At 65.0% G+C, this 12,842-nt stretch carries 9 protein-coding genes; all 9 read left to right on the top strand.

Going from position 1 to position 12,842, the window contains the following annotated elements:
• Window positions 1-109: 109 nt before the first annotated feature.
• The 9 genes from aspA (at window position 110) to ACKUB9_RS25475 (ending at window position 12,779) form a co-directional block, all read left to right on the top strand.
• Window positions 110-1,525, top strand: a complete 1,416-nt coding sequence (aspA, locus tag ACKUB9_RS25515; protein WP_407528485.1) for an aspartate ammonia-lyase — start codon at window positions 110-112, stop codon at window positions 1,523-1,525.
• A 135-nt stretch (window positions 1,526-1,660) separates the two neighbouring features.
• Window positions 1,661-2,986 (top strand): dicarboxylate/amino acid:cation symporter, encoded by a 1,326-nt coding sequence (locus ACKUB9_RS25510; protein ID WP_407528483.1) that lies wholly within the window; start codon window positions 1,661-1,663, stop codon window positions 2,984-2,986.
• Between the two features lie 777 nt (window positions 2,987-3,763).
• Window positions 3,764-4,162, top strand: coding sequence for a hypothetical protein (locus tag ACKUB9_RS25505; RefSeq protein ID WP_407528482.1), 399 nt, complete (start codon window positions 3,764-3,766; stop codon window positions 4,160-4,162).
• A 141-nt stretch (window positions 4,163-4,303) separates the two neighbouring features.
• Entirely contained in the window at window positions 4,304-6,463 is a 2,160-nt protein-coding gene (locus tag ACKUB9_RS25500) for a type I secretion system permease/ATPase (protein WP_407528481.1), read from the top strand.
• 2 nt (window positions 6,464-6,465) lie between these two features.
• Window positions 6,466-7,869: an HlyD family type I secretion periplasmic adaptor subunit gene (locus ACKUB9_RS25495; protein ID WP_407528479.1), complete on the top strand. Its 1,404-nt coding sequence runs from the start codon at window positions 6,466-6,468 to the stop codon at window positions 7,867-7,869.
• Between the two features lie 662 nt (window positions 7,870-8,531).
• Window positions 8,532-8,846, top strand: coding sequence for a hypothetical protein (locus tag ACKUB9_RS25490; protein WP_407528477.1), 315 nt, complete (start codon window positions 8,532-8,534; stop codon window positions 8,844-8,846).
• Complete coding sequence (locus ACKUB9_RS25485; protein WP_407528476.1) at window positions 8,833-9,315, top strand: hypothetical protein; 483 nt, start codon at window positions 8,833-8,835, stop codon at window positions 9,313-9,315. Before ACKUB9_RS25490 ends, ACKUB9_RS25485 begins: the two co-directional genes overlap by 14 nt.
• 907 nt (window positions 9,316-10,222) lie before the next feature.
• Complete coding sequence (locus ACKUB9_RS25480) at window positions 10,223-11,656, top strand: hypothetical protein (protein ID WP_407528474.1); 1,434 nt, start codon at window positions 10,223-10,225, stop codon at window positions 11,654-11,656.
• 427 nt (window positions 11,657-12,083) lie between these two features.
• Window positions 12,084-12,779 carry a FadR/GntR family transcriptional regulator gene (locus ACKUB9_RS25475; protein ID WP_407528473.1) on the top strand — a complete coding sequence of 232 codons (696 nt, stop codon included), beginning with the start codon at window positions 12,084-12,086 and terminating at the stop codon, window positions 12,777-12,779.
• Window positions 12,780-12,842: the final 63 nt, after the last annotated feature.

Below are 12,842 nucleotides of genomic sequence, written 5' to 3'. Positions count from 1 at the left end.
CCGTCACCCGATGATGCGCGCGAGGCTCCCACCGAGGGGGCAGCGCGGCCGCCCTGCCCGTCCGCCTGCAACAGCGCGCCGGATCGTCTCCGCGCGCGAGGAGAGAGCTGTGTCCAGAGCCACGACCCGCACCGAGCACGACCTTCTGGGCGACCGGGAGGTGCCCGAGGCGGCCTATTACGGCATCCATACGCTGCGCGCGGTCGAAAACTTTCCGATCACCGGCACGATTCTGGCGAGCTGCCCGGACCTGATCCTCGCGCTCGCGGCGATCAAGCAGGCGGCGGCGCTCGCCAACCATGACCTCGGCCTTCTCGACCGAGCGCGGTGCGAGGCGATCGTCACGGCCTGCGAGGAGATCCGCGGCGGAGCGCTGCACGACCAGTTCGTGGTCGACCTGATCCAGGGCGGGGCCGGCACCTCGACCAACATGAACGCCAACGAGGTCATCGCCAACCGGGCGCTGGAGCTGCTCGGCCACCCGCGCGGCACCTACGGGCAGCTGCACCCGAACGAGCACGTCAACATGGGCCAGAGCACCAACGACGTGTACCCGACCGCCCTCAAGATCGCCGCCTCCGGCGCGATCCGCCGCCTCGTCGCCGCCATGGCGGCCCTGCGCGGCAGCTTCGAGGCGAAGGCGGCTGAGTTCGCCGACATCCTCAAGATGGGCCGCACCCAGCTCCAGGACGCGGTGCCGATGACGCTCGGCCAGGAATTCGGCACCTACGCGCGGATGCTCGGCGAGGACGAGGCGAGGCTCGGCGAGGCCGAACTGCTGATCCACGAGATCAACATGGGCGCGACCGCCATCGGCACCGGCATCACCGCGCACCCGGCCTATGCGGCTTTGGTGCGCGACCGGCTCGCGGCGATCACCGGCATCCCGCTCATCACGGCCGAGGACCTCGTCGAGGCGACCCAGGATTGCGGCGCCTTCGTGCAGCTCTCGGGCGTGCTGAAGCGGGTCGCGGTCAAGCTCTCCAAGACCTGCAACGATCTGCGCCTGCTCTCGTCGGGGCCGCGCGCGGGCTTCAACGAGATCAACCTGCCGGCGCGCCAAGCTGGCTCCTCGATCATGCCGGGCAAGGTCAACCCGGTGATCCCGGAGGTGGTCAATCAAGTGGCCTTCGAGGTGATCGGCAACGACGTCACGATCTCCTTCGCGGCCGAGGCGGGGCAGCTCCAGCTCAACGCCTTCGAGCCGGTGATCGCCTACAGCTTGTTCCGCAGCCTCGCCCATCTCGAAGCCGCCTGCCGCACCCTCGACGCCCACTGCGTGCGCGGCATCACGGCCAACCGCGAGCGGCTGCAGCAGAGCGTCGAGCACTCGATCGGCCTCGTCACGGCGCTCAACCCCTATATCGGCTACCGCAACGCCACCGCGGTCGCCCTGGAGGCACACGCCACCGGCCGCGGCGTCTACGAGCTCGTCCTGGAGAAGGGCCTGATCGCCAAGGCCCAGCTCGACGCCGTGCTCCGGCCCGAGCGGCTGACCTGCCCGCAGGCCGCCATCGCCCCCTGATCCGGGCACACCCCATCCGAGGTCCGGGATCCCGCGCCACCGCGCCAGTGGAGGGATCCCGCACGCCGATGCGAGGGCCTCAGGCCTCGCATCGTCCCCGCACGACCCACGGCAATACCCAAGGGAGGACACCCCATGACGAATGTCGACGCGGCTCCGAGATCCGGCCGCCTCACGCTCTACACCGGCATCGGGCTCGTGCTCGGCATCGCGGTCGGCGCGGTGCTGCACGGGCACGCGACCTCGCCGGCGGAGGCCAAGGCGCTCGCCGCACACTTCACCCTCGCGACCGACATCTTCCTGCGCCTGATCAAGATGATCATCGCGCCGCTCGTCTTCGCCACGATCGTCGCCGGCATCGCGAGCTTCGGCGACACGCGCTCGGTCGGCCGCGTCGCCGCGCTCGCGATGGGCTGGTTCCTGACCGCCTCCGTGGTCTCGCTGACGCTCGGCCTCATCGCCGCGAACCTGTTTCAGCCGGGGGCGGGCCTCGCCCTGCCGCTGCCGGATGCCGGCGCACAGACCGGCCTGAAGGCCGCCTCCCTCAACCTGCGCGACTTCCTCGCCCACGTCTTTCCCACGAGCATCGTCTCGGCGATGGCGGGCAACGAGGTGTTGCAGATCCTGGTGTTCTCGATCTTCTTCGGCTTCGGCCTCAGCGCCATCGACCGGCGCTACGCCGACCCGATGGTGCACCTCCTCGAAGGGCTGGCCCGGGTGATGTTCAAGATCACGGACGCCGTGATGCGGCTCGCGCCGCTGGCGGTGTTCGCGGCGATCGCCGCGGTGGTCACCGTGCAGGGCCTCGGCGTGCTCGTCGATTACGGCAAGTTCATCCTGAGCTTCTACGCGGCGCTCGCCGTGCTGTGGGCGCTCCTGATCGGGGCCGGCTGGCTCGTGCTCGGCCGCGACACGCTGCGGCTGCTGCGCCTGCTGCGGGCGCCGATGATCGTCGCCTTCTCGACGGCGAGCAGCGAGGCAGCGTTCCCGCGCACCGTCGAGGTGCTGGGCCGGTTCGGCGTGCGCCCGCGCGTCACCGGTTTCGTGCTGCCGCTCGGCTACTCGTTCAACCTCGACGGCTCGATGATGTATCAGGCGCTCGCCGCCCTGTTCATCGCCCAGGCCTTCGGCATCCCGCTGGGCTTCACCGAGCAGGTGATGATGCTCCTCGTCATGATGGTGACGAGCAAGGGCATCGCCGGGGTGCCGCGCGCCTCGCTGGTGGTGGTGGCCGCCACCGTGCCGATGTTCGGCCTGCCCTCCGCCGGCATCCTGCTGATCATGGGCATCGACCAGATCCTCGACATGGGCCGCACCGTCACGAACGTCCTCGGCAACGGGCTCGCCACCGCCGCGGTCGCCAAATGGCAGGGCGAGATCGATCCGAGCGTGTCATCGGAGGATCGGGTTCGACCGGCGGACCGTCCCGTGAGCGACGCGCTCGCCGTCAAGGCAGCCTGAGCCGGACCGGCGACGCCAGGAAGGCCGAACAGGCTCGGTCAACGGCCCGCCACGCGAGCAAGGCCGAGCCGGACCGAGAGCGGACGCCGAGGAGGCTCGTGCGCGACGCACACCGGAACAGGCACGCACGCCGCCGCGGAGGTCCCATGCAGGGCGCCTCCGCGGCGGCGTGCCCAGGTCTCGCGCTTCGTCGAGCGGCATGATCCGGTCGGATTGCGGCGCGACCCGATCGGCGCGTGCGTCTGTCGTGCCTCGGCCAGATTCTTTCGATTGCTGAGCGAGCAGGGAGGGTGCTCACGCAGTGTCTCAACCCGAACTGCCGCGAAGTCGGCCGTTGCATGCGAGTGCTTCTCAGGATAAATTCCTTAAGAAGAAGATAAAATTCGCAACTATTGGCGTCGCGCATCGAACCGTTCGGCTGGATGGCAGGACGCGGACGTCATCGTCCAAGTCGATGGCAAGTCGGATGCTGGCTGTGGGGTCCTCCCGAAAGGCTGAACCGGCGCCCGACCTGATCGATATTGCGACATGAGCCCAGTGAGCCGATCCCGGTGAGCCAAGATTTCGGCACCGCGGCTCTCGCACCCCAACGTTGCGCCGATGCACGAAGCAGGATGATGTGGCAATTCGTGGGGAGCGGAAAACAACTGGAAACAATAGATCACAACCACGTGAGCAATTAAGCTTCCTAATGACGCAAAGGAACTAAGCGATTAGCTCTCAGACGCGTCACGTCTCTTCGAAGCCAGATCTCCCATGGAGCCGACTGGGATGCCGTTGAGCCGCTTTCTCCCGACCGTCCTCTTCTGCGTCGCCGCTCCGGCCCTCGCCCAGGCCGGTCCGACATTCACGACCGAGCGCATCGTCGGCGCGGGCCGGACGCAGAAGATCGCGTATTTCGCCGCCGTCGACCCGGCCTGCCATTCGATGGGACCGGTCAGCGTCAACCTGCTCGACACCCCTCATGTCGGCCAGGTCGAGGTCGCGCAGGGCCGCGAGTACCCGAACTTTTCCACCTTCAACCCCCGCGCACGCTGCACCACGCAGAAGCTGCCGGCCACGCAGATCCTCTACACCGCACCGCCCGGCTATGCTGGCGAGGACGACTTCACGATCGAGATCGTCGGTCCGCTCGGCGGGGTGCAGCGCTGGCGCTACCGCCTCACCATCCGCTGAGACGCATCCGGGCGCGTCCCGCGCCCGGTTCCAGCGCACGATCCACCGCCCCTCACGCCCGCCCGGCCCGCAGGCCGACCGCGCCCGCATGGGCGCGGGCGGCCCCGTCGCGTCGGTCCCGATCCATGACGGGAGATGCCCGTGTCGGCTCAGACGATCAGCCTGGCGTCCTCGGCGGCTCCGCCGGCGCCGATGCCCGACAGCGGGGCCGCGGCGCTCGCCCTCGTCGCGGCCCTCCACCGGCGCGCCCTCGACCTGCCGCGCCTGCTGCACGAGCACGGCCGGCTCGGTCAGCCGCTCGCCCTGGGCGACCTCGTCCTCGCCGCCCGCCGCAACGGCTTTCGCGCCCGCGCCGTGCGGACGACCGCCGATCGCCTCGCCCGCACCCCGCTGCCGGCGATCGGCCGCGACCGGGCCGGCCGATTCTTCGTCCTCGCCCGCCACCAGCCCGGCCGCACCCTGATCCAGCGGCCCGGCGAGGCCCCGACCGTCTGGAATGCGGCCGAGCTCGCGCAGGCCTGGTCCGGCGAGCTCGTCCTGCTCAGCCCGCGTGAGGCGGCGGCGACGGGCGGGCGCGCCCGCTTCGATCTCGCGTGGTTCCTGGCCGCGGCCGGCCGCTTCAAGGCCCTGTTCGGCGAGGTGCTCGCCGTCTCCTTCGTCATCCAGCTCCTCGGCCTCGTCACGCCGCTGTTCTTCCAGGTCGTGGTCGACAAGGTCCTGGTCCACAAGGGCCTGACCACGCTCGACGTGCTGGTCCTCGGCCTCGCCGTGGTCACGGCCTTCGAGGCCCTGCTCGGATACCTGCGCACCTACCTGTTCGCCCACACCACCAGCCGCCTCGACGCGGTGCTGGGCGCGCGCGTCTTCGGCCATCTGCTCGCCCTGCCGATCGCCTATTTCGGCGCAAGGCCCACCGGCCAGACCGTGGCGCGGATGCGCGAGCTGGACAACATCCGTCAGTTCCTGACCTCCTCGGCGATGACGCTGACGGTCGACCTCTTGTTCTCCGGCCTGTTCCTGGCGGTGATGCTGGCCTACAGCCCGTTCCTGACCCTGATCATCGGCGTGAGCCTGCCGCTCTACGTGGCCTTGAGCCTGACGCTGACGCCGCTGCTGCGCCGGCGCGTCGACGAAAAATTCCGCTGCGGCGCCGCCCAGCAGGCCTTCCTGGTCGAGAGCCTCGCGGGGATCGAGACGCTGAAGGCGATGGCGGTCGAGCCGCAGGCGCGCCGCCGCTTCGACGAGGGACTGGCCGCCTCCATCGCCGCCTCGTTCCGGGTGGTGTCGCTCGCCGCCGCGGGCAGCCAGGCGATCCAGCTCGTGGCCAAGCTCACCACGGCGCTGGTCCTGTGGTTCGGCGCGCAGGCGGTGATCGCGGGCGACCTGACGATCGGCGCGCTGGTGGCGTTCAACATGCTGGCCGGCCAGCTCAACCAGCCGGTGCTGCGGCTGGCCCAGCTCTGGCAGGATTTCCAGCAGTTCCGCCTCTCGGTCGAGCGGCTCGGCGACATCCTCGACAGCCCGAGCGAGTTGGCGCAGGTCAGCGCCCGGCAGGACCTGCCCCCGATCGCCGGCGCGATCCGCTTCGAGGGGGTGAGCTTCCGCTACCGCCCGGACGGGCCGGAGGTCCTGCGCGGGGTCGATCTCGCGGTGCGCCCCGGCGAGGTGGTGGGGGTGGTCGGCCGCTCCGGCTCCGGCAAATCGACGCTGACGCGCCTGATCCAGCGCCTGCACGTGCCGGAGCGCGGCAAGGTAATGGTGGACGGGGTCGACCTCGCGCTGATGGATCCGGCCTGGCTGCGCCGGCAGGTCGGGGTGGTGCTGCAGGAGAACGTGCTGTTCGCCCGCACGGTGCGCGAGAACATCGCGCTCGCCGATCCCTCGCTGCCGATGGAACGCGTGATCGCGGTGGCGCAGCTTGCCGCCGCGCACGACTTCATCCTGGACTTGCCGCAGGGCTACGACACGGTGCTGGAGGAGCGCGGCGCCAATCTTTCGGGCGGGCAGCGCCAGCGCATCGCCATCGCCCGGGCGCTCGCCACCGATCCGCGGATCCTGATCTTCGACGAGGCGACGAGCGCGCTCGACTACGAATCGGAGCGGGTGATCCAGGCCAACATGCGGGCGATCTGCCGGGGCCGCACGGTGCTGATCGTCGCCCACCGCCTCTCGACGGTGCGGGGCGCCGACCGGATCCTGGTGATGGAGCGCGGGCAGCTCGCCGAGGAGGGCAGCCACGCCGACCTGGCCGCGCGCCCGGGCGGGCTCTACGCCGGCCTCGTCGCGGCGGCGGGAGTGTGACGATGGGCGAGCTGATCACCCTCGATGCGCCGCCGACGGGCGCGGGTCGGATCGAGCGGGCCTTCCTGCCGGCGCATCTGGAGCTCCTGGAGACCCCGCCCTCCCCGACCGTGCGGGCGACCGCCTGGACCGTGATGGCGCTGGTGGCCGGGGCGGTGAGCTGGGCCTCGTTGAGTCGGATCGAGATCGTCGCCACGGCCTCGGGCCGGCTGGTGCCGGTGGGCGAGGTGAAGCGGGTGCAGCCGCTGGAGACCAGCGTGGTGAAGGCGATCCACGTCGCCGAGGGCGATCACGTCGCGGCGGGCGAGGTGCTGATCGACCTCGACCCGACCGAGGCCTCGGCCGATCTCGAAGCGACGCGCACCGAGCGGATGCAGGCGCTGCTCGACGCGGAGGCGGCGCGGCTGCTCCTGGCGGAGGCCGAGGATCCGGTGATCGCCCCCCTGCCGGAGGTGGAGGCGGGCCTGCTCGCGGCCACCCAGACCCAGGTGCGGCTGCAGCGCGCCGCGCACCGGGCCGAGCTGGCCGAACTCGCGCAGGAGCTCGCCGACAAGCGCGCGGCGCTGGCCGCCAAGGCGGTGGCGATCGGCCGCAACGCCGAGCTGACGCCGCTGGCCACCGACCGCTACGAGACGCAGAAGGGGCTGTTTGCGCGCGGCAACACCTCGAAGCTGAACCTGCTGCAGGCGCAGACCGACCTGATCGACAAGCAGGCGGAGGGGAAGAGCCTGCCCGAGGAGGACCTGCAGCTGCGGGCGGAGATCGCCGGGCTGGAGCAGAAGCGGGCGCAGGCCCGGGCGCAGTTCCTGCGGCAGGCCGCCGAGCAGCGGGTGAAGGCGCTGCAGCGGCTGGCGCTGGCCGAGCAGGCGTTGCGCAAGGAGCGCGAGCGCGAGGCGCAGCGGCACCTGCGGGCACCGGTTTCGGGGGTGGTGCAGGATCTCACCGTGCACACGCTGGGCGGGGTGGTGAGCGCGGCCGACAGCCTGGCGACGGTGGTGCCGGACGCCACGCCGCTGGAGCTGGAGGCGGTGCTGCCGCACCGGGAGGCGGGCTTCGTGCAGGAGGGCCAGCGGGCGGAGACGAAGCTGGAGGCCTTTCCGTTCACGCGGTTCGGCACGCTGCCGGGCACGGTGCGGCTGGTGAGCCGGCAGGCGAGCGGCGGGCTGGTCCCGCCGGGCCGGGAGCGTCAGCCGCCCGAGAGGGGCGCACGGCCGAGCGCCGACGAGGGCGGCTACCGGATCGCGGTGCGGCTGGATCGGGCGAGCGTGGACGTTGCGGGGCGGTCTGTGCCTCTGCGGGCCGGTATGGCGGCACAGGTGGATGTCGTGACGGGGCGGAGGCGGGTGATCGCCTTCCTGTTCGATCCTATCGCCAAGCATCTCACAGAGGCAGGACATGAGAGATAAGACCGCAGCTAACTTCTCTAGAAAAATAATTAATTTGATATGTCTAGAAAGGAGTATTAACACAGTACCAATCTTAGCTACAGTCTTGGCGTTCTTTTCATTAGAGCTAGTATCAAATGCGTTAGCAGACGACATTAGATCTAATTTAAATAGAGACGAGATAGGTTCAATTATATATCAGCAGAGATACGATTCAAATACAAAACGAATCGATTCGCGGATAAAATCACTCATATCCGCGAACAATAGACAATATAAATATGAAGGGCTCAAGAAATATATGAAATATATATGTACAGAAATAAATCCAAAGTACCGCATTTGCTATACGAACTACTACATGACCGGTCCGGCGTATGCGCAACCAAGTCATGAGCACAGGACCGAATGGAGTTTAATTATAGTTTTTATTAAGAGAGGAGCAAATCAGGAGATTGTAGACAAAGTACATGTTGAAAGCAGAGCAACGATAGAGTGAATTGATTTCATTTTAAAGCATAAATGGAGAGATTATCATGATGCAATCTATCCTGTATGGTGAATATCATATCCTCAGCCAATCGTTCACGGTTTTATAATTGTACGGAATGACGACACGGGCGAAATTATCAAATCATATGAAGGTCTTGCTACCGGATCTAACGGAGAAACAAAAAAGATTGGTGTCCTCCCAGGCGACGTCATTAAAGTCTATTCGAACGATGGTCTTCCAAGGCTGTATTCAGCAGACGGAGACGACGCTGGAGGCCTTTCCGTTCGCGCGCAGCGAACAGGCTTTGCCGAGCGCCGACGCGGGCGGCGATCGGATCGCAGTGCGGCTGGACCGGGCGAGCATGAACGTCGCGGGACGGTCCGTTCCTTTGCAGCTCAGCATGGCGGCACAGGCGGATAGTGTCACCGAAACAGGTAGGATCATCACCTTCTTGATCAAGATCATCGCCAATTTTCTTAAGGAGAAAAGGCATGAAACGGAATAAATTTCGTCTAGTTGAAAGTTACCCAATAGTTTTGTTTGCATGCCTTGTAATTATAGTTCTTCCGACAAGCGCACGCGCATCATGCGACACTAACGAAAGTGCAATTTTTTCTTCTTTTGATGGAAGGATTTCTCAGTCAACTCCGACTGACTATGAAGATTCAAGGGGAGAGATGCATACAATTGTTCCAAATACTTTCATACTTCATCTATATTTCTCAAAGAAATCAGCAAATGATCTATATAATTTTGCAGAATCTCATCGCAATTGCTATGTGTCTCTATATGCAAATAACGTATTCATCGCAAGAAAATCAATCAAAATTGCATTCATGCTTGACGAATGGTCCAAATACATCGACCAATTCATCGTGCTAGTCGATAAATCTAAATCCGATGAAAAACTGATCGGTGACGCTATTCAGCACCGCCCGATCGATTTTCAGGTTCAAATTCAGCAGGAGATGTAAGATGGCTAGCAGCAGCGTTCCCGGCGGTAGGATCAACATCAACCCCGGACAAACAGGTTCATTTGCATACACGGCAACAGGAGCCCGAACGGGCGCTCTCGTATTTGTTCCAAACGGCGACGGAACTACGTTTGCTGGAGGCTCCTACACGAACGTCAATATATCAACAGTTGGACCTGATGGAAATCCGACTACCATTAAGCAAATCATTCCAAATAATCAGACAAGCATTCTAAACATACCATATAATTCTCCAGGCCTCGGAATGGGGGAGGTAAAAGTAACTCTCACCCCAGTACAGGCAGATACTACGTCGCTCGATCCGATTAGTTCTTCTATAGCGAAATCGATCCCTGGATTATCAACGATAGCGGGATTTGTGTCCGATGTAGGCAAGAGCGTCAAAGTTATGAATATAATAAATCAAACAGGATTCAATATTTCTATGGAAGATGTCACCAACTCTAGCGAAGCATCATCGAGTCAACCACCACAGAATCTACCAACATTTGCCACAGATCCGAATGCAAATTTGGATATATTTATTCAGCCGTCAAATTCAGGAGTTAATATACTACCAAACACAAATGTTCCTAAAAATATTACGGATCTTCCTGTAAGCTCGGAACTGGGTGGCACAGTCACAACAGACAGCACAGGAAATCGCCGTACCGAGCTATTTGGGACAGATGATGGAAAAAACATCAAATATACGTCACTTATTGACACTGATACAAATGGGAATCAATCTATAAATCTTTCCGGATCCGATTTCAATGAAACAGCAAATAACTCTACTATTTACCTGCAGAGCGCTCAGAACGGAAATTTGCAAGCCACCGGATCGATTATAAACTTCGACGAAAACTCGAGCTCAAATGTAAATGGTTCAAACAATACAATAAATTTGCAGCAAAATTCCAATGATTATGTTGGGGTTTTCGGCCAGAATCAGACCGTAACCGGCGACAGCGGCAGCAACAGCGTCAACCTCGGCGGGGATGGCACATCAGCCACCGTCTACGGCAGCAACGGCGTCGGAGGCTATGTCGGGCTGGTCGCCAACAACCAGAGCCTCACCGTTCCCAACTGGGCGTCGACCGTCGTCACCGCCGCCGGCGTCACCGGCGAGACCATCAGCGGCTCCCACGAGAGCGTCAAGCTCGGCGATCACGCCTCGGCCAACCTCACCGGCGACAGCAACACCCTCGGCTTCAGCGGCGCGAACGGCTTCGTCGGCCTGCAGGGCACCGGCGAGACCATCAGCAACAACGACGCCTCCAACCTCGTCAACCTCAACGGCGACGGATCCTCCGCCACCGTCACCGGCGATGTCGGCATCGGCCTCTACGGCTCGAACCAGTCCGTCACCCTCGACAGCACCGGCGACCACCTCTCCGTCTATGGCGGCTTCACCGGCGAAAACATCACCGCCACCGGCGACACCGTCTCGCTCGGCGCCAACGCCAGGGCCAACGTCTCTGGCTCCGGCGACACCATCCAGCTCCAGGCCGACGGCGGCGCCTATGTCGGCGTCTTCGGCCAGAGCCAGACCGTGACCGGCGACAGCGGCAGCAGCACCGTCAATCTCGGCGGAGACGGCACCTCCGCCACGGTCTCGGGCGGCGGCTATGTCGGCCTGTGCGGCAACAACGAAACCCTCAGGGCCGAGGCCGACCAGAGCTTCACCATCGCCACCGCGCCCGGCGTCACGGGCGACACCATCTACGCCGACAACTCGACCATCAGCCTGACGCCGGGCTGGTCGGGCAGCATCTACGGGCACGACCTGACCATCGCCATGAGCCCCGACAGCGGCTCGGACGTCATGGTCTACGGCTACGGCGACCAGGTGAACGGCAGCCAGGGCGATACGGTGCAGGCCGACGCCTACGATCCCACCGACCGCAGCGATCCCTACGCGCCTTACGAGCCCGGCGATCCCGCTCCGGGCACGCCCTACGATCCGGGCGACGGCACGCCGAACCTTCCCGAGGACCCGGGCGACCCGGAGGAGTTCGGCGACGAGGAGATCGCCACGACGGCGAAGGCGAAGCCGTCTCACGCGAGCGGCGCCCCGGCCACGGACGCCCGCGCCCCAGCTGCCAGCCGCACGCCGTCCTTGGCCTCCCCCACCCCGCCCGCGGCGAATCACGGCGCGACGAGCTCCGGCTCATCGGCGGAGATCGCCACCCAGGCCTCGCAGCTCGCCTCCGCCATGGCGGCCTTCGGCGGGAGTTCGGCCAGCGACACCGGCCACCAGACCGCGCCGCCGGCCGCGCAGGCCACGCTGACGGTCGATCCGAGCCAGCACGGGCACACGCTGCGCCACGCGGCCTGACCCATCGGCGGTCCGGGGGCCGAGCTCCCCGGACCGCCCTGCCGTGACATGCCGGATCTCTCCGGCGTCGGCTCGGGTCCGCCTTCGCGATGCCGGCCCTGGTCGGTCGGCTCGCGTCGGAGCCGGGCTCGGCTTCAAGCCGGCTCGCTGACCGAAGGTCCACCGTCGCTTCGAGCGAGGCCGTCGATGAGCCACCTCCTGTCTCGCCGTCGTCGGACGCGACGCCGCGATCGGCATTGGACGAGCGGTCGAGCGCTCCGCCGCTCGTGTCGCTGACGCGTTGTATCGCTCCGCAAGAAAACCTAGGATGGCGAGACTGAGCGGGGCTCATCTCTTGGCGATCACGTGAGGTCAATCGTTCGATCCACATCTGCGAGGCATCAAGGCTGACCAGCGACGTGAGAAGCAGGAGCCATTTGTTCGTCCGATGATGAGTGGACGCCGTCGTGTTCAGGAGGCTCTCCTCGACAGGCTGATCGCCTTGATCGTTTCCGGTCACTATCCGGAAAGCGCCACGTTGCCCAACGAGCGGGAACTCGCGCTCGAGTTCAACGTGAGCCGGACTGCGCTTCGAGAAGCGATGCAGTTCCTGAACGCTCAGGGAATGGTGAGATCGAGGACGCGTGCCGGCACAGTCGTACTGCCTCGTGAGAATTGGAACCTGCTCGAACCGACCATCCTCGGCGCGGCCATGCAGCACGGGGCGGGGCGCGGCCTCTACCCGGCGCTTCTTGAGGCTCGCATGCTCCTGGAGCCTGAGGCCGCCGCGAAGGCGGCGGAGCGTGCGACGGCCCGACAGCTGTCGGCGATCGAGGACGCCTATCTCGGCATGGTGGCGGCGGAGTCTCGCAGCACTGACGACTGGAGCAGCGCCGATCTCGGGTTTCATACCGCCATCATCGAGGCGAGCGGAAATCCGATCTATCGCCAATTCGGATCCGCCATCCGGGCCGCCCTGCTTGCGAGCTTTCAGCTCACCAATCGCATCACACCGTCCCATGCGGAGGTGCTACGGCTGCATCATTGCGTCCTGGACGCCATTCGATTGAGGCGCCCTGCCGAGGCGCGTCAGGCCATGGTGACGCTGATCGCGAAAGCTCAGGCCGACTTGAAGGACGCGTGACGCGCGATCACCGCGTGCAGCCGGCCGGCCGCCGCGGCGGTCGCTCGACCGCACGAGGCGGAG

This window comes from Methylobacterium oryzisoli, assembly GCF_046557895.1.
Lineage (GTDB): Bacteria > Pseudomonadota > Alphaproteobacteria > Rhizobiales > Beijerinckiaceae > Methylobacterium > Methylobacterium oryzisoli.
This window is presented reverse-complemented; position numbering and strand designations above follow the sequence as displayed.